This window comes from Microbacterium luticocti DSM 19459 (assembly GCF_000422405.1).
Lineage (GTDB): Bacteria > Actinomycetota > Actinomycetes > Actinomycetales > Microbacteriaceae > Microbacterium > Microbacterium luticocti.
In genome coordinates this window covers 30,158-52,443 of the sequence record NZ_AULS01000004.1, presented here as the reverse complement: position 1 = coordinate 52,443, position 22,286 = coordinate 30,158, and the positions used below count along the sequence as shown (strand labels likewise).

At 72.0% G+C, this 22,286-nt stretch carries 20 protein-coding genes; 5 read left to right on the top strand and 15 right to left on the bottom strand.

The genetic code is table 11. The annotated features are described in order from the left end of the window. Position 1: 1 nt before the first annotated feature. On the bottom strand, positions 2-415 hold the full coding sequence (locus H577_RS0106390; protein WP_029145253.1) for a Fur family transcriptional regulator: 414 nt from the start codon (positions 413-415) through the stop codon (positions 2-4). Between the two features lie 168 nt (positions 416-583). On the opposite strand from H577_RS0106390, the gene H577_RS0106385 reads away from it, so the two are divergent. Further along, the gene (locus tag H577_RS0106385) at positions 584-1,171 is read left to right on the top strand and encodes a hypothetical protein (RefSeq protein ID WP_029145252.1); all 588 of its coding nucleotides are present in this window, start codon (positions 584-586) and stop codon (positions 1,169-1,171) included. A gap of 98 nt (positions 1,172-1,269) precedes the next feature. Here the strand turns inward: H577_RS0106385 and H577_RS0106380 are convergent, their stop codons facing one another. The 9 genes from H577_RS0106380 to H577_RS0106340 all read right to left on the bottom strand — a co-directional run bounded on the left by H577_RS0106380 (position 1,270) and on the right by H577_RS0106340 (position 15,157). Further along, on the bottom strand, positions 1,270-4,737 hold the full coding sequence (locus tag H577_RS0106380; protein ID WP_156876571.1) for an SdrD B-like domain-containing protein: 3,468 nt from the start codon (positions 4,735-4,737) through the stop codon (positions 1,270-1,272). Between the two features lie 110 nt (positions 4,738-4,847). Beyond that, on the bottom strand, positions 4,848-7,451 hold the full coding sequence (locus H577_RS0106375) for an NACHT domain-containing protein (RefSeq protein ID WP_169566261.1): 2,604 nt from the start codon (positions 7,449-7,451) through the stop codon (positions 4,848-4,850). 203 nt (positions 7,452-7,654) lie between these two features. Then, positions 7,655-8,518: a metal ABC transporter permease gene (locus tag H577_RS0106370; RefSeq protein WP_029145249.1), complete on the bottom strand. Its 864-nt coding sequence runs from the start codon at positions 8,516-8,518 to the stop codon at positions 7,655-7,657. Next, positions 8,515-9,339 carry a metal ABC transporter ATP-binding protein gene (locus tag H577_RS0106365; RefSeq protein WP_029145248.1) on the bottom strand — a complete coding sequence of 275 codons (825 nt, stop codon included), beginning with the start codon at positions 9,337-9,339 and terminating at the stop codon, positions 8,515-8,517. The genes H577_RS0106370 and H577_RS0106365 overlap by 4 nt, the downstream gene beginning before the upstream one ends. A gap of 56 nt (positions 9,340-9,395) precedes the next feature. Then, a complete protein-coding gene (locus H577_RS0106360) occupies positions 9,396-10,325 on the bottom strand; it encodes a metal ABC transporter solute-binding protein, Zn/Mn family (RefSeq protein ID WP_029145247.1) in 930 nt (309 codons plus the stop codon). Positions 10,326-10,416: 91 nt separating this feature from the next. After that, a complete protein-coding gene (locus H577_RS0106355; RefSeq protein WP_029145246.1) occupies positions 10,417-11,739 on the bottom strand; it encodes a dihydrolipoamide acetyltransferase family protein in 1,323 nt (440 codons plus the stop codon). A 37-nt stretch (positions 11,740-11,776) separates the two neighbouring features. Beyond that, a complete protein-coding gene (locus H577_RS0106350) occupies positions 11,777-12,784 on the bottom strand; it encodes an alpha-ketoacid dehydrogenase subunit beta (protein WP_051191818.1) in 1,008 nt (335 codons plus the stop codon). Continuing rightward, on the bottom strand, positions 12,781-13,935 hold the full coding sequence (locus H577_RS0106345; protein ID WP_245570345.1) for a thiamine pyrophosphate-dependent dehydrogenase E1 component subunit alpha: 1,155 nt from the start codon (positions 13,933-13,935) through the stop codon (positions 12,781-12,783). The genes H577_RS0106350 and H577_RS0106345 overlap by 4 nt, the downstream gene beginning before the upstream one ends. 118 nt (positions 13,936-14,053) lie before the next feature. Next, positions 14,054-15,157, bottom strand: coding sequence for a histidinol-phosphate transaminase (locus H577_RS0106340; RefSeq protein ID WP_425411313.1), 1,104 nt, complete (start codon positions 15,155-15,157; stop codon positions 14,054-14,056). An 84-nt stretch (positions 15,158-15,241) separates the two neighbouring features. Here H577_RS0106340 and H577_RS15395 point away from each other — a divergent pair, with 84 nt between their 5' ends. The 3 genes from H577_RS15395 to H577_RS0106325 all read left to right on the top strand — a co-directional run bounded on the left by H577_RS15395 (position 15,242) and on the right by H577_RS0106325 (position 16,634). After that, positions 15,242-15,568, top strand: coding sequence for an OmpA family protein (locus H577_RS15395; protein ID WP_051191817.1), 327 nt, complete (start codon positions 15,242-15,244; stop codon positions 15,566-15,568). After that, the gene (locus H577_RS0106330; protein WP_029145242.1) at positions 15,565-16,176 is read left to right on the top strand and encodes a hypothetical protein; all 612 of its coding nucleotides are present in this window, start codon (positions 15,565-15,567) and stop codon (positions 16,174-16,176) included. The genes H577_RS15395 and H577_RS0106330 overlap by 4 nt, the downstream gene beginning before the upstream one ends. 65 nt (positions 16,177-16,241) lie before the next feature. Next, entirely contained in the window at positions 16,242-16,634 is a 393-nt protein-coding gene (locus H577_RS0106325; RefSeq protein ID WP_029145241.1) for a phage holin family protein, read from the top strand. A 36-nt stretch (positions 16,635-16,670) separates the two neighbouring features. On the opposite strand, the gene H577_RS0106320 is transcribed toward H577_RS0106325, so the two are convergent. Genes H577_RS0106320 through H577_RS0106310 form a run of 3 tightly spaced genes read right to left on the bottom strand, consistent with a single transcriptional unit; the run spans position 16,671 to position 20,471 of the window. Next, positions 16,671-18,719: a PTS fructose transporter subunit IIABC gene (locus tag H577_RS0106320; protein WP_029145240.1), complete on the bottom strand. Its 2,049-nt coding sequence runs from the start codon at positions 18,717-18,719 to the stop codon at positions 16,671-16,673. Positions 18,720-18,738: 19 nt separating this feature from the next. Then, on the bottom strand, positions 18,739-19,689 hold the full coding sequence (locus H577_RS0106315; RefSeq protein ID WP_029145239.1) for a hexose kinase: 951 nt from the start codon (positions 19,687-19,689) through the stop codon (positions 18,739-18,741). Beyond that, entirely contained in the window at positions 19,686-20,471 is a 786-nt protein-coding gene (locus tag H577_RS0106310; RefSeq protein ID WP_029145238.1) for a DeoR/GlpR family DNA-binding transcription regulator, read from the bottom strand. Before H577_RS0106310 ends, H577_RS0106315 begins: the two co-directional genes overlap by 4 nt. Positions 20,472-20,852: 381 nt before the next feature. Between H577_RS0106310 and H577_RS0106305 the strand changes: the two genes are divergently transcribed. Then, complete coding sequence (locus H577_RS0106305; protein ID WP_029145237.1) at positions 20,853-21,533, top strand: YceI family protein; 681 nt, start codon at positions 20,853-20,855, stop codon at positions 21,531-21,533. Between the two features lie 32 nt (positions 21,534-21,565). On the opposite strand, the gene H577_RS0106300 is transcribed toward H577_RS0106305, so the two are convergent. After that, entirely contained in the window at positions 21,566-21,970 is a 405-nt protein-coding gene (locus tag H577_RS0106300) for a type II toxin-antitoxin system VapC family toxin (protein WP_029145236.1), read from the bottom strand. Next, the gene (locus tag H577_RS0106295; RefSeq protein ID WP_036284071.1) at positions 21,967-22,194 is read right to left on the bottom strand and encodes a FitA-like ribbon-helix-helix domain-containing protein; all 228 of its coding nucleotides are present in this window, start codon (positions 22,192-22,194) and stop codon (positions 21,967-21,969) included. Before H577_RS0106295 ends, H577_RS0106300 begins: the two co-directional genes overlap by 4 nt. Positions 22,195-22,286 lie beyond the last annotated feature (92 nt).

Here is a 22,286-nt window from a genome sequence, read left to right as displayed (position 1 = left end):
GTCAGCGGGAGTCCTGTGCGTCGGCCGCGCGGTCGGTGCAGTCGGGGCAGAGGCCGAAGATGTCGACGACGTGCTCGGCCTGGGTGAAGCCGTGGGCGGCGGCGGTGGCGTGTGCCCACTGCTCGACGTCGGTGGCGGCGATCTCGACGGTGCGGCCGCACCCGCGGCAGATGAGGTGGTGGTGGTGGCCGGGGCTGGTGCACGCGCGGTACAGGCTCTCGCCCTCGGGGCTCTGCAGCGAGTCGGCGTCGCCGGCCGAGGCCATGTCGGCCAGCGCCCGGTAGACGGTGGCCAGGCCGATGCCGGTGTTTTCGTCGCGGAGGGTGGCGTGCAGCGACTGCGCACTGACGAAGCCGGATGCGTCGGCCAGGGCCTCACGCACGCGCTCCCGCTGCCAGGTGTTCCGCTGGGCCATGCTCAGAGTCTAGGCCGGGCGACCTCCCGGCGGCCTGGGAGAGGGCGCGGGCAGGCCGGGCGGCCGCGGGCAGGCCGGGCGGGCGGCCGGTCGTTGACACGGCGCGCCGGGCCGTCCTACAGTCGGACGCGCAACGGGTACGGCGCGATCGGGGGGTGAGGCCGCACCATGATCGGACGACGACACGGGCGTCGCGCGCGGTTTCTCGCGGTGACGGCGCTGGCCGGGGCGGCGCTGCTTCTCGCCGGGTGCACGGCCACCGCATCCGAGACTCATCCGGGTCTGCTCGACGCGAAGGACATGCCCTTCGAGGCCACGCACGCGGGCGACATCGACCGGCCCGACATCCTGACGCAGCTCGGATCGCAGTCCTGCCTCGGCATCGAGCAGGGCGTGCTGTACGACGCCGGCTGGAGGGTCGCGGCCCGCGACTTCTACAACTCGACCGAGGACTGGCACGTGCAGTCGGCCGAGTTCACCCCGAAGACGCAGGGGGATGCCGCGGGTCTGACGAAGGTCGCCTCCGCCGCGACGGACTGCATCGGCCGCAGCACCGACGTCGACGTCGAGACGCTGACGCTCGCAGACGGCGAGTACGGCTATCTCGTGCGCGCCGCCGACGGCTCGTTCGACGCGGCACGCGGATACCGTTCGCTCTCGGACGGCCGGCTCGCCCAGGTGAGCATCACCAAGATGCCCGCGGACGCCGGCGACCCGGGCGACGTGCTGGAGCGGCTGCTCGAGAAGACCTCGTAGCCAGACGATGCCGACCGTGAGGCAGGCTCCGACGCATGGTGTCGGGGTGGAGCAGGTTTGGGAACCCTGCTCCACCCCGACGGGTCCACCCGCAGTCCTCAGCCGGTGGTCTTACGGCGTCCGGCCAGCAGCAGCGAACCGCCGCCGATCAGCAGCGCGAGCGCGGCGGCGACGGCGCCGTACGCGATGGTGCCGCCAGTACGCGGAAGCATGTCGGCCGGCTCACCAGGGGTCTGGCCGCCCGGGTCGGTGGCCACAGGCTGCTCGACGATCACCACGCCGGCGTCCCACGTCGGGTCGATACCTTCGGTGGCGGCGATCTCGCGGTAGGCGTAGTCGCCGGTCAGCGCCTGGTTCGTGTCGTCGAGCACAATGGTGCGGGTCAGCCCGTCGGCCGGGTTCGCGTCCGAGTCGACCGCATCGTCCGATCCCGTGTCGCGGGGGGTGAACTCATACATCGTGCGCTGCCGGTCGGTCAGCGTGAACCGCACCTGGTAGGTGCCCGCCGGCAGCCCGTCGAACACGTACCGGCCGTGCGCGTCGGTGGTCGTCGTGCCGACGACCTCGCCGTCCTGCAGCAGGTCGACTCTCACCCCCGCCAGGGGCTTCTCGCCCGCGTCCTGCACGCCGTCCTCGTCGGCGTCGATCCACACCACGTCGCCGATGGCGTAGGTCTTGGTCACGAACCCGAAGTCCAGCGTCGGGTCGCGGTCTCCGTCCTCGTGCAGGTCGCCCGGCTCGGTCGCCGCCTGCCAGCTCGACGAGTCACCGGCACGATCGCCCTGCGCCGCCGTGGTCGGCACGTACGGCCGCAGCGCCTCGGCCGAGGCATCCCGGTCGATGCGCACCGTGTAGGTCTGCCCGTCGGCGAGCGCCGGCAGGTTCTCGAACGTGTACTCGCCGTGCGCGCCGGTGGTCACCGGACCGACGGGGGTGCCGTCCACATCCGTGACCGGCTGCCCGTCGGGGCCGACCAGGGTCAGCACGACGCCGGGGATGCCGGGCTCATCGGCATCCTGCCGCCCGTCGCGGTTCGTGTCGACCCAGACGTAGTCGCCGACCGACACCGACTTCTGCGGCACGATGGTCGCCGTGGTGTCGCCGATGCGATTCACGATCGGGGCCGACGCGTCGGTGATCCGCACCGCGATGTAGGCGGCGATGGGTGCGCCCGCCTCGAGTACGGTGCCGTCCTTCTGGTGCAACGTCACGGTGCCGGCGGCGGCGTCGTAGGATGCCTCGATGTTGCCGCCGATCTCGACCGGCCCGTTCGTCGGGTCGGCCGCGGTGGCGGCGTTCTGCTCGGTCACGAAGCCGAGGAACTCGGCCGCGGCGGGCAGCACGTCGGTGACCGGCACGATCACGACGTGGTTGTACGAGCCGTGGGGGATGAACTCGACGCGGTACACGTAGGTGTCCTGCACGAGATGGCCGGCGCCGTCCATCCTGGCCTTGAGGGTGTCGACCCACTCCTTTGCCGCACGGTCGTAGACGCGCTTGCGCACCTCGGCCTCGTCGCCGTACGAGGTGGCTTCGGCGGTCGTGTCCGACCAGTACAGCGGCGTGTCGTCGGCACCGAACAACGTGGCCTTGTTGGTGATGGTCTTGGTCTGTTTGCCCTCGAACGGCACGGTGGTCAGCGCGAGTCGCGCCTGGAACGCCTTGTCGGCCCCGCGGGCGGTGACCACGGCTTTGCCGGCCTCGCTGAGTGCGATCACCAGGTTGCCGTCGGTGTCCGTGCTCAGTGCGAAGTCCGCGGCATCCAGCGCCTGACCGTCGTAGCTGCCCGTGATGGCGACCGTCGCCGGGTCGGTGAGGTCGAAGACGTCGGTGTCGACATAGTCGACGATGCGGCTGGTGCGCATGTCGATGCCCTTGTCGGCGGCGACGGCCAGCGTGTAGTGCACGGTGACGGTGTCGCCGGGGTCGACGGTGGTCGTCTCGGCGGCGCCGGTCTTGGTGAACACGGTCGAGTCGTTGAGACCGCCCGCGGTGTCGGGCAGCTGCACGAGGGTGACGTCGCGGGTGGCGGTGTAGGGTCCGCCGTCGCGGTAGGCGAAGGCCGCCTGGTTGCGCAACCGGTAGGGGGTGGCATCCTCGATCGAGGTGCTTCCGGCTTGGTCGAGGCCGGCGACGGTGTGCACGAGCGCCTTCGCGTGGATCGTCGCGTTCGTCGCGCTGCTGCGACCGACGTTCACGAGCAGCTGCTGCCCGTTCACGCAGAACTGTCCGACGTAGGCGTCACCGGCGAACGCGGCGGCGTCAGGGCAGGTGGTGGCCTCGGTCAGGGTGAGGCCATCGGCGGTGACGGCATCGTCGGCCGCGGTGTTCCACGTCGCCTGCGTGGGCAGGCTGTCGCTGATCACGACGTTGCGGTCCAGTGTGAAGGCCGCGTTGTGCCCGTCCCACTGGCGCAGGTCGGCCTTCAGCGTGTAGGTGATCTCGGCCGGTGGCGTGAGCGTGCCGTCCTCGGCGGTGGTGACGTTGCGGCCGGCCCAGTCCGAGGTCTTGCCGAACGCCTGGCCGATGTTCACACCGGCGACGGTGCCGCGCACCCGGATGGATGCCGTCCGCTCGGTGCCGTCGAAGGTCGCGGTGTTGGTCAGCTGGATCTCGAAGCTGCCGGTGCCTCCGTTCAGCGCGTCGTACTTCGCCTGCAGGGCGTTCCGCAGCGCGGCGACGTCGGTGACCTTGGCCGTGTAGGTGAGGGTGAGCATGGACGGGCCGGGCACGTCGACGGTGCCGGCGAAGGAGGAACCGGTCACGGTGGGGGCGAACGCGTACGGCGCGGTGGTGCGGTTCAGGCCGTCGGCATCCCAGCTGACCAGCTGGCCGGCGAACGAGCCGGCGACATACCCCAGGCCGGCGGGCAGCGTGTCGGTGATCGGGACGTCGGTGCGGGCCGCGGCGGAGTTCAACTGCAGCGTGTAGCCGAGCTCCTGGTCGGCGATGGCGGGGTCGAGCACGACGGTGCCGTCGGCGTCGACGCTCACGAACCGGTCGAGGTTGCCGGGCGTCGCGCCCTTGCCCGACCCGTCGGTGACGTCCGCGAACCGGTCGCCGTCGTTGCGGACGATGACGTCGACCGAGTTCTCGTCGCCGTCGATGCTCCAGGTCAGCTGGTCCTTGGTGCTCTTGCCGACGGGGTTCACCACGAAGTCGAGGTCGAACACACCCTGGTTCACGTCACTCGGCCACGGGTCCCGGAAGGTGACCGAGACCCGGTTGCCGTCCTGCGCGACCTGCGCGATCGCGGTGTTGGCGGCGGGCACGCCGGTGACGGTCACGTTCGCGCCCAGGTCGAACACGACGGTCGAGCCGGGGGTGACGTCATTGTTGTACTGCACCCGCAGGGCGAGGGTGTCGCCCTCGTCGACGACCTGCGTGCCGTCGTAGGTCTCGCCGTTCAGCAGGACGCTCGAGGTGATGCCGGTGGTCGCGGCCTGGGCCGCCTGGCCGAGGCCGATGACCGAGGCGATCGCCACCAGCAGGGCCAGGCAAACGGCCAGCGGCCGTTTCAGCGGTGAATCGGGACGACGCCGAACGTCGCGTGTGGCAGTGGACAAGAGTTCCCCCTCTGATGTCGTCTGACCTGGCCATGCTGGTGCAGGCGAGGGGGCCGGGATGCCGCGGGCAGCGGATTTCACCCCGGATGCCGCGGAATCTGGTCCCGGGGTTAGTACCGCTGCGCGTCGTCGCCGGAGCCGGGCCCGTCGAGCAGCCCCAGCTCGACGGCGACGGCGACGGCCGCATGTCGGGACGACACGCCGAGCTTGCGGTAGATGCCCTGCAGCTGCGTCTTGACGGTGTGGGGCGACACTACGAGAGACCGGGCGACGTCACGGATGCTGCCGGGCCCGTCGAGCGCCGCCAGCACGACGCGTTCGCGCGGGGTGAGCGTCACCGACGGGGTGCCGACGGCCTGGCGGGCGCCGGCTGGAACACCGAGGTACCCGTGCAGGGCGCGCGGGTCGCGCTCGCGGGCGAAATCCGACAGCATCCGTCTGTCGCGTGCCGGCAGCAGCGCGACGTGCAGCCTCGGGCCGTAGTTCTCCCAGGCCAGCGCCGCCGCGGTCAGCCACGACCACGCCCAGTCGGTCTCGCCGCGTCGCAGTGCGGCGACCGCGCCCACCGTCCAGAGGTCGGCACGGGTGCGGATGGTGTGCCCGCCCAGCCCGAGCTCGGCATCCGTCTGCGCCAGCGCGTCGCCGTCACGGCCTTCGGCCAGCAGCCGGGCGACCCGCGCCGCCGACAGTTGCTCGCGCTGCGGCGGCAGCTCGTCGAGCAGCCGGGCAGCCGCCGGGATGTCGCCGACGACGATCCAGGAACGGGCGAGGGCGGCGTGCAGGTGGTCGGTGGCGATGTTGTCGCCGATCGACGGCGGCCGAGGGCCGGCCAGCTCGCGGGTCACCCGTTCGGCTTCGGCGCCGGCCTGGCCCAGGCCGTGACGGCTCAGCACCGAGAGCGCGGTGAGGAACGGCCAGAACTCGGTGGTCGGCGTGCAGCAGTCGGTGTCGCGCAGCACGTCGAGCGCTCCCGCGAAGTCGAGGGCGTCGAGCCGCTCGAACACGTCCGCGATGACGCCGAACGCGTTCAGATAGGTCGCCTTGAGCGCGGGGGGCCAGGCGTCCTCGTCCACCGAGCGACAGTAGGAGCGAGCGCGCACGAGGTCGCCCGCGAAGGCGCTGGCCCCCGCGGCGTAGACGATCGAGTAGTTGCGCGAGGCCGGATCGGTGCACATCCCGGCCGACCGGCCGCTGACGGCGATCGCCTCTTCGATACGACCGCCCAGCAGCAACGAGTACCCGAGCTGGCGCAGGATCGTGCCCAGGTGCTCGCCGTACCGCGTGACGAGGTCACCGCTGAGTTCGTCGAGTGAGTGCACCACCTCGGCGCAGGCCCGGGTGGACTCGGGGAACTCGAACGCCAGCCGGTGCGAGATCGCCCGCATCGCGGCGAGCGAGAACGCGTCGATCTCGGGGTCGAGGTATGAGGCGTTCACCGGGGAGGTGATCGCGATGCGGAACACGCGTGGTGCCTCCAGGCGCAGGCCGGTGTTCGTCGCGAGCGCGAGCCCCAGCCCGAACGCGAGCATCGGGTAGGCCGACAGCGCCTCGGCCGGCACCCGGCGCAGCGGCGCCAGGAACCGGTCGGTGATGTAGCAGTCGGGGTTGCCGACCACGAGCGAGACATACACGCGGTCGGCGAACGCGTAATCGCCGCCATCGATGGCCGATTGCAGCGCCTGGTCGATGTCGTCGTGTTCGAACAGCCAGCGGGCCGTGTCGGCGCACAGCCGCCGGAACCTGTCGGGGTCTTGGGCGGCACGGGCCCGGAAGGTGTCGCGGATGGTCTCGACGTACTGGAAGACGGGATGCCGGCGGGCGTACGGCACCCATCTGCCGAAGCCGTTGCGTTCGAGCGTCTGCAGCAGCGGCTCGGCCTCGACCTGTCCGCTCAGCCGCTCGGCGAGCTCGACGTCGACGTAGGGCGCGACGGCGGTGTCGGCCACGAACTGCGCGGCGACGGCATCCGGCAGCATCGACTCGAGCCGCGCCGCGACGATGGCGTCCCACTCCATCGAATCGACCTGCGGGATGCGCCCGAGCTGTGCCAGCGCGAGCGCGACGGCGCACACGGTGAGCGGGAAGCCCTTGGTCGCGGCGGTCACCGAGCGCGCCAGTCGCACGTCGTCGAGACCCGCCCGCGCCGCGATCAGCAGGCGGACCTCATCGGAGGTGAGCGCCAGCTCGGCGAGCGAGACGACGCGGACCACGCCTTCGCCACCGGCGTCGAACTCGGCCAGTGCGGTGCCGGCGCGGGTGGTGACCAGCACGCGCAGGTCGGGCACGGTCCGCACCAGGCGGGCGATGTCGGCGTCGACGTCGGCCTGTGCCGGGCCGAGATGTTCGTATGCGTCGAGCACGAGCGTCACCGGCCCCGTCTGCGACAGCAGCGGCGCGACGACCCGCACCGGGTCGGCGGCGGCGTTGAGCTGTTCGACGATGCGGGCGAGGGTCTCGGGCCGGCGGCTGAGCCGGCGCCCGCTGGCCACGGCGTGCTGCCAGAACGCGTATCGGCTGGTCACGCCCGGGCTCAGCGAGACCCAGACGACGCGGGCGTCGCTGTGGGCGCATGCGGCCCAGCTGCGCAGCAGCGTCGTCTTGCCGCTGCCGCTCGGCCCCTGCACGATGCACACCCGCACCGCCGGCGCGTCGAGGATGCGGTACAACCGTGGTCGGTCGATGACCCCGGCGATCGCGGCGGCATCTTCCGCCATCGCGGTCGGGGGGCGTGCGGCGGTCGCGACGTCCCCAGTGTTGGCACGAGCGTCGGTGCGAGTGTCGGCGACCATGTCGCCGCGATGGACCATCCTCGGTTCCCTCCCCCAGTGCGCAGGATGCGCCCGGGCGCGGCCCGCGGCATCCCTGGGTCGAGTCTGGCACAGGCGCGCGGTGCCCGTCCCAGCACGGGGGGCCCGCGCTACGCGAGCACGCGGGTGGTGCGGTCGCGGGCGGCGCCGATGCCGCGGCAGATCAGGTAGATCACGAACGAGATCGTGGTGATGTAGGGGCTCACCGGCAGCTGACCCATCACCGCGAGCAGGATGCCGCCGACGGCCGAGACGAAACCGAAGACCGCGGCCAGCACCGGCACCGCAAGCGGCCCCGCGGCCACCCGCATCGCGGCGGCGGCCGGGGTGACCACGAGCGCCATCACCAGCAGCGCCCCGATGATGTGCACGGCGACGGCGACGATCAGTCCGAGCAGCAGCATGAACCCGAGCGACACCCACCGGGTCGGCACACCACGCGCGGCGGCGGCCTGTGGGTCGAGCGAGTCGAAGCGCAGCGGGCGCCACATCAGCAGCATCCCGACCAGCACCACCGCGCTGATCGCGACGAGCCACCCCAGCTGCGCGTTCTGCACGGTGACGATCTGGCCGGTGAGCAGGCTGAACCGGTTGGCGCTGCGCCCCGGGTACAGCGACAGGAACAGGATGCCCAGGCCCAGGCCGAACGGCATGAGCACGCCGATGATCGAATTGCGCTCGCGGGCGCGCGCGCCCAGCCACCCGATGAGCGCCGCGGCGATCAGCGATCCGACGATGGAGCCGGTGACCACATCCACCCCGAGCAGCAGGGCGGCGGCGGCGCCCGCGAACGACAGCTCACTGATGCCGTGCACGGCGAACGCCATGTCGCGCTGCATCACGAACACGCCGATGAGCCCACCGACCAGGCCCAGCAGCGCCCCCGCCCACAGCGAGTTCGCCACCAGTGCGAGGATCGCGCCGTAGTCGGGCAGGCCGCCGAACATCGCGTCGCCGATGTCGGACCAGTTCATGCCGGCTCCCCGTCGTGATGGTGGTGGGATGCCTCGGCGTCGGGCGCGCCGACCACGACCAGCCGGTTGCCGGCCCGCAGCACGAACACCGCCGCGCCGTACAGGTCGGTGAGCACGTCGCTGCGCAGCACATCGCGCGGGGCGCCGAGGGTGAACCGGCCGCCGGCCAGGTACAGGATGCGGTCGACCTTCTCGAGCACCGGATTGATGTCGTGGGTGACCAGCAGCACCGCGGCCTCGTTCTCGCGGCGGTGCCGGTCGATCATGCGCACCACGGCCTCTTGGTTGGCCAGGTCGAGGCTGGTCAGCGGCTCGTCGCACAGCAGCAGCTTGGGGTCGTCGGCGAGCGCCTGCGCGACGCGCAGCCGTTGCTGTTCGCCGCCGCTGAGCCTGCCCACCGGGCGGTCGGCGTACGCGGTCGCCCCGGCGGCCTGCAGCAGTGCGTCGACGCGGGCGCGGTCGCCGTGGCGCGGGATCGGCAGGCCGAACCGGTGCCCGTCGATGCCCAGCTTCACCAGGTCGCGGGCGCGCATGGCGGTGTCGGGCGGCAGCGGTCGCTGCTGCGGGATGTAGCCGATGGCACGGTTTCCGGCACGTCGCACCGGTTCACCGAGTGCGGTGATGCGGCCGGCGCTCAGCCGCTCCAGCCCGAGGACGGCCCGCAGCAGCGTGGTCTTGCCCGACCCCGACGGCCCGAGCACGGCGATCAGCTCGCCGGGCCGCACCTGAAGGTCCAGCCCCGACCACAGCTCGCGGTCGCCACGGCTCAGCGCGGCGTCGGCGATCACGAGGGGGGAGCCGGTGGGGGGCGGGGTGCTCACCGCCCCAGCCTAGTGATAACCGTTCTCACCGGCATCCCTCTCGCCCGCGCCGTCGCTCAGCCCAGAGCCTTGGCGAGGGCGTCGGCGTTGGCCTGCATCCAGTCGAGGTAGGTGCTGTTCTCGGGCACCAATTCAGAGAACTGCAGCACCGGGATGCCGGCATCCTTCGCCGCCGCCACGACCTGCTCGGTCTCGGGCCCGCCGGCCTGGGCGTTGGTGATGACGAGCTTGACCTGCGCGTTCTGGATGAGGCGCAGCGCCTTCAGCAGCACGGCGGGCGGCACGTCTTGACCCTCTTCGACGGCCTCGCTGAACGCGTCGGGCGTCTCGTCGTCGAGCTCGGCGCGCTCGGTGAGGTAGAGCGGCAGCGGTTCGGTGACGAAGATGGGGGCGTCGTGGTGGCTGCGGTCGATGCCGGCGAGGGTGTCGTCGATGCGGCCGATGCCGGCGTCGAACGCCTTGGCGTTGGCGGTGAAGTCGGCCGCGCCGGCGGGGTCGAGGGCGGCGAGCTTGGCGGCCAGCGCATCGGCGAGGGCGGCCATGGCCTGCGGGTCGTAGAAGACGTGCTCGTTGACCTCGCCGTCGTCGTCCTTCTTCTCGTCGGCGTACTCGGTCGAGTAGTCGACGGCGGTGAGCACGTCGGCCGTGGTGCCGGACGCTTTCACGAGCCCATCCATGAACGGGTCGTAGCCGCCGCCGTTGACGAGGACGAGCTGGGCGCGGCCGACGGTGAGCTGGTCGCGGGCGCTCGCCTCGAACTCGTGCGGGTCTTGCGTCTGCGACGCGATGAGCGAGGTGACCTCGACGTGGTCGCCGCCGATCGCCTCGGCGATCGAGCCGTACACGTTGGTCGAGGCGACGATCCGGATCGCGCCGTCGCCGGGGGTGGAGGCGCCGGTCGGGCCGGTCGAGGGCGCAGTGCTGCAGCCGGCGAGAACGGCGACGGATGCCGCGACCGCCGCGGCCAGGATCGTTCGGGTCTTCATACCCCCAGACTAAGCGTAATGAGAATCATTCTCAAATTGAAACGCCGGGGCGCGACACGGATGCGGCCCCGACCCGACGCGAGCCGCCGGCTCAGTCCAGCAGCAGCGCGGGCTCTTCGAGGATCGAGGCGACGTCGGCGATGAACCGGCTCATGCCGTCGCCGTCGACCACGCGGTGGTCGAACGACCCGGCCACGGTGGTGACCCAGCGCGGCCGCACCTCGCCGTCGACGACCCAGGGCTTCTGCCTGATCGTGCCCAGGGCGACGATGCCGGCCTCGCCGGGATTGATGATCGGAGTGCCGGCATCCATGCCGAACACGCCGATGTTGGTGATCGTGATGGTGCCGCCCTGCTGGTCGGCGGGCGTCGTCTTGCCCTCGCGCGCGGTGACGGTCAGCTTTTCGAGAGCGCGGGCGAGCTCGCGCAGCGAGAGGTTCTGCGCATCCTTGACGTTCGGCACCAGCAGCCCGCGCGGGGTGGCCGCCGCGATGCCCAGGTTGACGTAGTGCCGCACCCGGATCTCGGCGCCGTCGGCCGTGTCGACCCACGCCGCGTTCACCATGGGCGTGCGCCGCACGGCCCAGATCACCGCGCGCGCCATGATCAGAAGCGGCGACACCTTGATGTCGGCGAAGTCGGGCGAGGCCTTCAGTCGCTTCACCAGCTCCATGGTGCGGCTGGCGTCGACGTCGGTCCACACCGTCACGTGCGGCGCGCTGTAGGCCGACCCGACCATCGCGTTCGCCGTCGCCTTGCGCACCCCCTTGACCGGGATCGTCTCGGTGCGCTCGTCGTCCTGGGCTGCGACCGGAATCGTCTCTTCGCGCACGGCCGACCACTGTGGCGTCTGGATGTTGCGGAACACGCTCGCCTGCGACGCGTGCTTGAGCACGTCGTCGCGGGTGACCTCGCCGGCGGTGCCTGACGGGGCGACGTCGGCCAGGTCGACGCCGAGGTCGCGCGCGAGCTTGCGGATCGGCGGCTTGGCCACCACGCCCACCGACGCCCGCACCGGCCGCTCGGCGGGCTTGCGTCGCCGTGAGCTCACCGGTCCGCCGGTGCCGTAGCCGACCAGGACCGCGCCCTCGGGCTCGGGCGGGGTGACGGGTTCGCCGTGCTCGCGCTGTCCGACGACGACCGGGCCGGGCGCGGTCGGTGCGGCTGTGGCATCCGTCGTCTCGATCGTGATGATCGGGGTGCCCACGTCGACGGTGCGCCCCTCGTCGACGAGCATCTCGCCGACCGTGCCGGCGAACGGTGACGGCAGTTCGACGAGCGATTTGGCGGTCTCGATCTCGACGAGCACGTCGTCGACGGCCACCGGGTCGCCGGGCTGCACCCGCCAGGTGACGATCTCGGCCTCGGTCAGGCCCTCCCCCACGTCGGGAAGCACGAAGGTCTGGGTGGTCATGTCGTTGCGTCCTTTCCGGATGCTCTACACCCGGTCGTCAATAGGCCAGCGCCCGGTCCACGGCCTCGAGGATGCGGTCGGGGTCGGGCAGGTAGACGCCCTCGAGCTTGGCGGGCGGGAACGGCGTGTCGAAGCCCGAGACGCGCAGCACCGGCGCCTCGAGCGCATAGAACGCCTCGGTCATGACGGTCGCGGCGACCTCACTGCCGACCGACACGAACCCGGGCGCCTCTTGCGCATAGACCATGCGGCCGGTGCGCCGGATCGAGTCGAGCACCGGGCCGTAGTCGATCGGCGACAGCGAGCGCAGGTCGACGACCTCGCACGAGACGCCTTCACCCTCGGCGAGCGCGGCCGCCTGCAGCAGCGTGGTCACCATGGCGCCGTGCCCGACGAGGGTGACGTCGGTGCCGCGGCGCACGATGCGCGAGGCGTGCAGCGGCAGGGCGGGCGCGGCCTGGTCGACCTCGCCCTTCTGCCAGTACTTCGCCTTGGGCTCCAGGAAGATCACCGGATCATCCGACGCGATCGCCTGCTGGATCATCCAGTACCCGTCGTTCGGGGTCGACGGCGACACCACCCGCAGGCCGGGGGTGTGCGCGAAGTACGTCTCGGGGCTCTCCTGGTGGTGCTCGACGGCCCCGATGTGGCCGCCGTAGGGGATGCGGATCACGACCGGCATGCGCAGCGCGCCCTCGTGCCGGTTGGTGATCTTGGCCAGCTGGGTGGTGATCTGGTCGAACGCGGGGAACACGAACCCGTCGAACTGGATCTCGATGACCGGGCGGAATCCGCCCATCGCCAGGCCGATCGCGGTGCCGACGATGCCGGATTCGGCCAGCGGGGTGTCGAGCACGCGCTGCTCGCCGAAGGATGCCTGCAGTCCCTCGGTCACCCGGAACACGCCGCCGAGCCGCCCGATGTCCTCGCCCATCAGCAGCACACGGTCGTTCTCTGCCATCGCGCGGCGCAGCCCGGCGTTCAGGGCCTTGGCGAAGGGCATCGTCTGGATCTCGGTCGTCGCCGCGGTGGATTCGCCGCTCATCGGGCGCCCTCCTCGAAGGATGCCTCGTAGTCGGCCAGCCACTGCTTCTCGCGCTCGATCAGCGGATGCGGCTCGGAGTAGACGTGGTCGAACATCACGTCGGTGGAGATCGGTCCGAGCGCGGTGGTGCGCTCGCGCACGTCGTCCGCCGCGGCGGAGGCCGTGGCATCCACCTCGTCGAAGAACGCGTCGGATGCGCCCCGGGTGCGCAGGTAGGCGCGCATGCGGGCGATGGGGTCGCGCCGCGCCCAGGATGCCTCTTCGTCCGAGGTGCGGTACTTGGTGGGGTCGTCGCTGGTGGTGTGGGCGCCCATGCGGTAGGTGACGGCCTCGATGGCGCGGGGGCCGGCGCCCGAGCGCGCCTGGTCGAGCGCACGGCGGGTGACCGCGTAGCTGGCGAGCACGTCGTTGCCGTCGACGCGCACCGAGTCGATGCCGTAGCCGGGGCCGCGGCGGGCCAGCGGCACCCGCGCCTGGGTGGCGACGGGCACCGAGATCGCCCATTGGTTGTTCTGCAGGAAGAACACCTCCGGGGTCTGGTAGCTGGCCGCGAACACCATCGCCTCGTGCACATCGCCCTGGCTCGAGGCGCCGTCGCCGTAGTAGACCATGACGGCCTGGTCGCGGTCGGGGTCGCCGGTGCCGCACGCGCGGTCGAAGACCAGGCCCATCGCCAGGCCGGTCGCGTGCAGGGTCTGCGAGCCGAGCACGAGGGTGTAGATGTGCGTGTTGCCGTGCGCGGCGGGGTCCCATCCGCCGTGCGTGAGGCCGCGCATCAGCCGGATGATGTCGAGCGGGTCGACGCCGCGGATGGTGCACACCACGTGCTCGCGGTACGACGGGAAGATGTGGTCCTGGGTGCGGGCGGCGCGGGCCGAGCCCACCTGGGCGGCCTCCTGACCGAGGGAGGGCGGCCACAGCGCGAGCTGGCCCTGCCGTTGCAGGTTGGTGGCCTGCCGGTCGAAGGCGCGCACCACGACCATGTCGCGGTAGAACTGCTCGCAGTCGGCGTCGGTGAGCCCCTCGATGAGGTCGAGGTAGGGCTCGGCCGCCGCGTTCGGCGCGAAGGTGCCGTCGGCGTTCAGCACCTGCACCGGGCCGTTCGCGTCGGCATCGTGCAGGCCCGGGGGCGGGGCGTCGGTCGAGGTCACCGTTCCACGCTAATGCCTGCCACGGCGCCGGACTGTCAGAGATCCGACAACGGATGGGGCGGGCTGCTGGACGTTGCCCACAGTCCGGGCCCGGGGTCCGGGCGCGGGGCAGGGCCGGTTACCGCGCGCGGGCGGTGTGCGCGTCGGGCAGGTCGTCCATGACGGACCGGGCGATCTGCAGCACCCGGTCGATCGATTCCTCTTCGCCGACCGAGATGCGGATGCCGTCGCCGGCGAACGGGCGCACGACGCAGCCGTCCTGCTCGAAGCGGGCCGCGGCATCCATCGTCTGCGCGCCGGTGGCGAGCCAGACGAAGTTGCCCTGGGCATCGGGGATGACCCAGCCCTGATCGCGCAGGGCGTCGGCGAGGCGGTCACGGCGGTCGGCGATGACGCGCACTCGCTCCAGCAGGTCGGCCTCGGCGTCGAGGCTGGCCAGGGCCGCCTCTTCGGACTGGGCCGTGACCGAGAGGGGCACGGCGGTGGAGCGGGCGGCGTCGAGGATGCGGCGGTGGCCGATCGCGTAGCCGACGCGCAGGCCGGCCAGGCCGTACGCCTTCGAGAAGGTGCGCAGCACGACGACGTTGGGGTGGCCGGCGATGCCGAGCTTGGTGAGTCCGTCGACGGCGTCGGGGTCGGTGACGAACTCGGCGTACGCCTCGTCGAGGATGACCAGCAGGTCGGCCGGGAGCTTGCCCAGGAACGCCTCGAACTCGGCCTGGCTCACGGTCGGGCCGGTCGGGTTGTTCGGGCTGCAGACGATGACCGCGCGGGTGCGGTCGGTGACGGCGGCGGCCATGGCGTCGAGGTCGTGGCGGCTCTCGGCGCTCAGCGGCACCTCGACGGGGGTGGCGCCGGCGATCAGCACCAGTCCCGGGTAGGCCTCGAAGCTGCGCCAGGCGTAGACGACCTCATCGCCGGGGCCCGCGGCGGCGAGCATGAGCTGCGAGAGGATCGACACGCTGCCGGCGCCGATGTGCACCTCGTCGGGCTGCACCCCGAACCGCTCGGCGAGTCGGTGACGCAGGCGGGCGGCCGTGGCATCCGGGTATCGGTTGACCCCCACGGTGCGGCGCAGCGACTCGACGACCGCCGGCAGCGGCTCGAACGGGTTCTCGTTGCTGGAGAGCTTGAACGCGTCGGCGCCGGCCTGGCGGCCCTGCTTGTAGGGCGGCAGTGCGGCGATCGCGGGGCGGATGCGGACGGGAACGTCTTCGGTCACGGTGATGAGTCTACGAGTTCGGGCGGCACGGCCGGGGGGATGGGGAAATGTGCCCATGGAACCGCTGCACCCAGCGCGGATAGCGTGCAGGGGCGAACGGATGACGCGGCCGCACGGCGCGTCGGGCAGGCGATCCGCGATGTGGCCGATGAGATCAACGCCCACGGGACCGGCACGGTGATGATCGACGGGTACACCGACTCCGTCGACTCGGATGCCCACAATCAGACGCTGTCCGAGGCCCGCGCGCGCTCGGTGCTGAAGGCTCTCACGCCCCTCGTGACGACCGGGGTCGCGTTCGAGACGGCCGGCCACGGCGAACAGGATCCGGTCGCCGACAATGCCACCGCCGAGGGGCGGCAGCTCAACCGCCGGGTGACGGTGTCGTTCGCGACGAAGGGTGGGGAATGACCAACCGGATGCCGCGGCGCGCTGCCGCATCGGCCCTCGGCACAGCCGCGGCGATCGGCCTGATCGTGGCGCTCGCGGGCTGCACCTCCACATCGACGCCCGACCCGTCGCACAGCCCGTCGCCGACCGCGCTGAGCGTCGACCAGGTCGCGAAGAAGATCACCGACGCCTCGGTGCCCACCACCTCGATCGCACACACCGACGGCACCATCGACTCCATCGACGACACACCGGTCACGATCGACGTGGTCGCCCTCGACGCGCTGCCCGACTCGACGCTGCTCGAACTGCGCATCGCGACCACGTCGGGCGCAGAGGCGCGAGTCAACTCCTTCCAGTTCGCGGTCACGCCGTTCCAAGACACCCGCAATATCGGGCTCGTCGACGCCGCGAGCGGCAAGACCTACCGCCCGTACACGTTCACGAACGCGCGGGACAGCAGCGGGCAGAAGACCGGATGCCTCTGCGACACGCTTCCCGACAGCTCCGACGGCGACGGCGTACTCGTGTCGATGATCATGCCGCCGCTTTCGGAGCGAACCGACAGGGTCGATGTGACGATCCCGGGATTCACGACGATGAAGGACGTCCCCGTCTCGCGGGGGTGAGCGGGCCCACCCCCGGGTGCTCCGGGTCCTCGCCCCACGGGCGCCGCCATGTCAGACTGGGCCGCATGCGCTTCATCATCCGTGTCGTGATCAACGCGTTCGCCATCTGGGTCGTCACGCTCATCCCCGCGCTGACGGTGACGGTGATCCCGTTCGAGCCGGGCGAGACGCTGCAGCTCGTGCTGACGCTGCTGGCCGTGGGCGCGATCTTCGCGATCGTGAACACGATCATCGGCACGGTCATCCGCATCGTCGCATTCCCGCTGTACATCCTGACGCTCGGGCTGATCTCGCTCGTGGTAAACGGGCTGCTGCTGTGGCTGACCGCGTGGCTCACGCACTGGTGGAGCTGGGGCCTGCGCATCGAGAGCTTCTGGTGGGGTGTGCTCGCGGCCCTGCTGATCTCGATCATCAACTGGATCTTCGGCATCATCCTGCGCCCGCAGCGCAAGCGCTGAGTCGGGCCGAGGCCCCTTACCGCCGCATCCGACCCCTCACGCCGCGACGGCCGCCGCCACGGGCTCGACCTCGGCGACGCGGCGCCCGACGAACCGCTTGAGCCCGACCAGCACAAGCGCGGTCACGACGGTGCCGGCCAGCAGCGCCAGGAGGAACCCCCAGATCGGGTCGATCGCGAAGAACACGAAGATACCGCCGTGCGGGGCGCGGGAGGCCACGCCCAGGCCCAGGCACAGCGCCCCGGTCACGGCTCCGCCGACGAGGTTCGCGGGGATCACCCGCAGCGGGTCGGCCGCGGCGAACGGGATCGCGCCCTCGGAGATGAACGACAGCCCGAGCAGCCAGGCCGCGGCGCCGTTCTCGCGCTCCACGACGGTGAATCCGCGGCGGTACAGCACGGTCGAGGCCAGCGCCATGCCCAGCGGCGGCACCATCCCCGCGCACATCACCGCGGCCATGATGTGGAAGCTCGCCGGCGTCTGCGCCGCCAGCCCCGCGACCGCGAACGCGTACGCGGTCTTGTTCACCGGACCGCCCAGGTCGAAGCACATCATGAGCCCCAGGATGATGCCGAGGCCGATCGCGCCGGCGCCGGTCAACCCGTTCAGGAACCCCGACAGCTGCGTCATCAGCCACGCGATCGGCGCGCCGAGGATCAGCAGCATCAGCCCACCGGCGACGGCCGAGGCCAGCAGCGGGATGATCACCACGGGCATGAGCCCCCGCAGCCAGCGCGGCACGGCCGGCTTGCCGATGAGGTACGCGACGTATCCGGCGATCAGACCGCCGACCAAGCCCCCGATGAACCCGGCGTTCATGAACACGGCGACCGATCCGGCGACGAATCCGGGCGCGATGCCCGGCCGGTCGGCGATCGCGAAGGCGATGTAGCCGGCGAGCGCGGGCACAAGGAAGCCCATGCTGATCCCGCCGACCTGGAAGGCGATCGCACCGAGGTAGTAGACGAGCCCCTCGGGCGGCAGATTCCAGATCGCATAGTGCTGCAGCGTGTACACCGCATTGCTCACGCCGTCGTCGCCGTGACCCAGCGCGATGCCGTACCCACCCAGCAGGAACCCGATCGCGATCAGCAGCCCGCCGCCGGCGACGAACGGGATCATGTAGCTGACGCCGGTGAGCAGGATGCGCTTGATGCGCGCGCCACCGGACTCGGTGGCGGCCTCGCCGCTCGCGGCGGCCTCGCCGGTGACGCGTTCGGCGTGGGGGTCGGATGCCGCGGCCACCGCGTCGTGGATGAGCGTCTCGGGCCGTTCGATGCCGGCCTTGACCGACGCGCGCACGACCGGTTTGCCGGCGAACCGCTGCGGCTCACGCACATCGACGTCGACGGCGAAGATGACGGCGTCGGCGGCGGCGATGACGTCGTCGGGCAGCGCCTTGTATCCGCTCGAGCCCTGCGGCTCGACGGCGAGGTCGACGCCCGTCTTCTCGCCCGCGGCGGTCAGCGCGTCGGCGGCCATGAAGGTGTGGGCGATGCCGGTGGCGCAGGCGGTCACCGCGACGATGCGGGGGCGGGGGCCGGATGCCTCGGCGGTCGCCTCGTCGGTCGCCTCGTCGGTCGCCTCGGTCGAGGCATCCGTCACCGCGGTGCCCGCGGCATCCGTCGGCTCTTCTTCTCCGATCGCGACGCGCACGATGTGCACGACGTCGTCGGGGGTGCGCGCGGCGCGCAGGCTCGAGGTGAAGTCGTCCTGCATCAGGCTGCGGGCGAGCTTCGACAGCACGGCCAGGTGCGCCTCGGCCGCGTCGGCGGGCGCCGCGATGAGGAAGACGAGGTCGGCGGGGCCGTCGTCGGCGCCGAAGTCGACGCCGGGCTTCAGCCGCGCGAACGCGAGCGCGGGCTCGGTGACGGCGGGGCTCTTGGCGTGCGGGATGGCGATGCCGCCGGGCAGGCCGGTCTCGTCCTTCTGTTCGCGTGCCCACGCGTCGGCGAACAGCGCGTCGGCGTCGGTGGCGCGGCCCTCGGCCACGACCCGGGCGGCGAGCGCGCGGATGACGGCGGCCTTGTCGGCGCCGAGGTCTTCGTCGAGGGCGACGAGGGTGGGGGTGATGGTGTGTGACATGGTGACCTCCGTGGTCGACTCAGAGTGGGATCCGCGTGACGGCGATGTCGTCGGCGGGAAGATCGTGCGGCGCGGGCACCATGGTCCCGGGGAGGGATGCCGCGGCCGCGCCGTGGCGCACGGCCGAGGCCAGGCAGGCGGCGGGATCGTGTCCGGCGGTCTCGGCCAGCAGGTAGCCGGCCAGTGAGCTGTCGCCGGCCCCGACCGTGCTGCGCACCCGGATCGGCGGCGGCGCGGCGGCGTAGGCGGCGTCGGGGGTGACGAGCACGGCGCCGTGCCCGCCGAGGGTGACCAGCGCCGCGCCGACCCAGGTCGGGACGAGGGCGCGGGCCAGGTGTGCGGCGTGCCGGGCAAGGCCGTCGCCTGGATCCAGCGCCGTGCCGGTGAGCTCGGCGAGCTCGTCGTCGTTGGGCTTGACGAGATCCGGGTGGGCGTCTGCGACGGCGGCGTGCAGCGCGGCGCCCGAGGCGTCGACCGCGACGCGCGGGGCGGCGTCGCCCCAGCGGCCGCGCACGGCGTCGATGACCCGGGCGTAGAAGTCGTAGGGCACGCCGGGCGGCAGCGACCCGGCGAGCACGAGCCAGTGGGCGTTCTCGGCGGCCGCGACGACCACGGCGGCGAGGGCGTCGAGCTCGGCGGCGGACAGCGTGGCGCCGGGCAGGTTGAGCTTGGTGGTGACGCCGTCGGGGTCGGTGATCGCGACGTTGGCGCGGCAGTGGCCGGTGACCGGCACCGGCCGGATGCGCAGACCGGCGGCGGCGAGCACCGACCGGTACGGGTCGTCGTCGGCGAGCGGGAGCACGGCCAATGCCGGGGCGCCGGCCGCGGCCAGCACCCGGGCGACGTTGATGCCCTTGCCGCCGGCGTCTTCGCGGGCGGATGCCGCGACCTGTACGGCGCCCGGCTGCAACGGTGCGCGCAGCACGATGGTGCGGTCGAGCGAGGGGTTCGCCGTGACGGTGACGATCATGCGATCCACACCTCCACGCCGGCGGCGGTCAGGGCTTCGGCGAGATCGCCGGGGGGAGCGGCATCCGTCACCAGCACGTCGACGTCGTCGAGGCGGGCGAAGCGCACGAGCGATTCGTCGCCGAACTTGCTGGCGTCGGCGACGACGACCACGCGGCGGGCGGCGGCGACGATGGCCTGCTTGACCGCCGCCTCTTCGGGGTCGGGTGTGCTCAGACCGAAGCCGGCCGAGACGCCGTTGGTGCCGACGAACACGACGTCGGGGCGCAGCGCGTCGATCGCGCGGACGGTGCCGGCGCCGACCGCGGCGGCGGTGACGCCGCGCACGCGGCCGCCGACGACGGTGAGGGTGACGCCGTCGGCGGTGGCGAGGATCGGGGCGAGGGTGAGGGAGTGGGTGACGACGTCGGCGGTGCCGCCGACGGCGGCCAGCCGTGCGGCAAGCCGTTCGGCGACGGCGGCGGTGGTGGTGCCGGCGTCGAGGAAGACCGATCCGCGAAAGCCGTCGTCGAGCACGGCGAGGGCGCGGTCGGCGATGGCGGCCTTGGCGCCGGCGCGGCGGTGGGTGCGGGTACCGATCGGGGATTCGACGGTGCTGCGCCGCTCGGGGGGAACGGCCCCGCCGTGCACGCGGCGCAGGGCACCGGCCTGCTCGAGGGCGTCGAGGTCGCGGCGGACGGTCTCGGTGGTCACGTCGAACCGCCGCGCAAGGTCGTGGACGCTGACGCGCCCCTCATCGGTGAGCAGCTGCTCGATGAGATCCTGTCGCTCCGTCGCGTACATGACACCTCCGTGTGGTTTCCCACACAGTACAACATGAAACAACAGAGATCAATGGTTTGTTTCTGTGGGATTCCAGGCCGGCGGCTGATGCTGTGGGTGTCGGGACGGACCTGCGCGGCGGCATCCGCGGGCCGCACGGCGGCATCCGCGGGCCGCACGGGCCGCATCGGATGTCGCGGGGTCGCGCGGCGGCATCGGATGTCGCGCGTGTCACACGACTGCGCCAGGAATCAGCGACTGCGCCGTCGGTCGTCGGCGCCATCGCCGCGATGTGGCGCAGTCGTGGTGCGGGCGGGCGTGGTCGGATGCCGCGGCCGGCGCCTGCGGGATGCCACACGCGGCGCGTGAGGCATCCATAGGTCCGGTGCCTACGCTGGGGCGATGCGCATCCGCACCATCGCGATCATCGCCGGCGGCGTCGTCGCCGCGGGCGTGGTGGTGGCGTTCGCGGGGCCGGCGTTCTACCGCGACGTGATCGTGGGGCCCGCGGCGCCCGCGCCGACGATCACGGGCACGGCTGCGGGGGCGCTGGTCGAGGCCGCGGATGTCGAGGGGGCATGGCGGGTGGGCTCCGGCTCGTACGCCGGGTACCGCGTCGACGAGGTGCTCAACGGCACCGACGTGACCGTGGTGGGGCGCACCGAGCAGGTCACCGGCGAGCTCACCGTGACCGACGGCGCGCTGACCGCGGCATCCGTCACCGTCGACGTCGCCTCGATCGCGACCGATCAGGGCAGCCGCGACTCGTATTTCCGCAACACGGCGATGCAGACCTTCCGGTATCCGACGGCGACGTTCACGCTGACCGAGCCGGTCGTGGCGTCGTCCGAGGTGCGCACCGGCGCGGCGCAGCGGGTCACCGCGACCGGCGAGCTGACCCTGGCCGGGGTGACACGTCAGGTCGAGGTGAGCATGCAGGCCGTGTTCGACGGCGAGCGCGCCGAGGTGGCCGGGAGCATCCCCATCACGTTCGCCGACTTCGGCATCGACGCGCCGAGCCTCGGCTTCGTGCGGGTCGAGGACTCGGGGGCCGTGGAGTTCTCGCTCGTGCTCGTGCGGTGAGCTGCGCCCGCCGCGATCGGAGGCGCGCGCGGTCACTCCACGAGTTCGACGGGGCAGGCGGCCACACCCCCGACCCCGCGTGCCAGCGTGCGGTCGGCGGTCAGCAACCGCGCGCCGAGGGCCTCGGCGAGGGCGACGTTGGTCGCGTCGTAGGCCGTCACGTTCGCGCGCAGCTCCCAGATGCGCTCGAAGAACGGCTGCGCCGGCCAACGCCGGGCCGGAAAGTCGCGCAGGTCGACGAGCAGGTTCGCGGCGCGGCTCGGCTCGAGCACGCCCGCGGCGACCAGTCCGCGCGCGACCGAGACCGTCTCGACATCGGCCAGATGCGGCAGGTGCAGGTCATCCGCATCGGCGCGCATCCGCGCGGCCGCGCGCTGCCCGAGCGGGCTCATCGTCAGCAGCTCGATGAGCACCGACGCGTCGACGACGAGGGTCACGCCGCGTCGCGCTCCGCGCGCAGGATGCGCTGCGCGCTCTCGCCCAGGTCGACGGACCCCCGCGCACGCACACGGTCGAGCAGCTCGTCGAGCGTCGGCTGTGCGGCATCGCGCGCGAGGATGCCCAGCGCGTACTCCGAGAGGCTGCGCCCGGATGCCGCGGCCCGTGCCTTGAGCGTGCGCCGCACGTCTTCGGGGATGTCCCTCACCTGTAGCGTCGCCATGCAGATCAGTCTACGCGCATGCAGAGTGCATGGGGGTGCCAGCCCGGCCAGGTGGGCCGAGCGACTGCGCAGGCCGCGCGACGGGGCAGCCC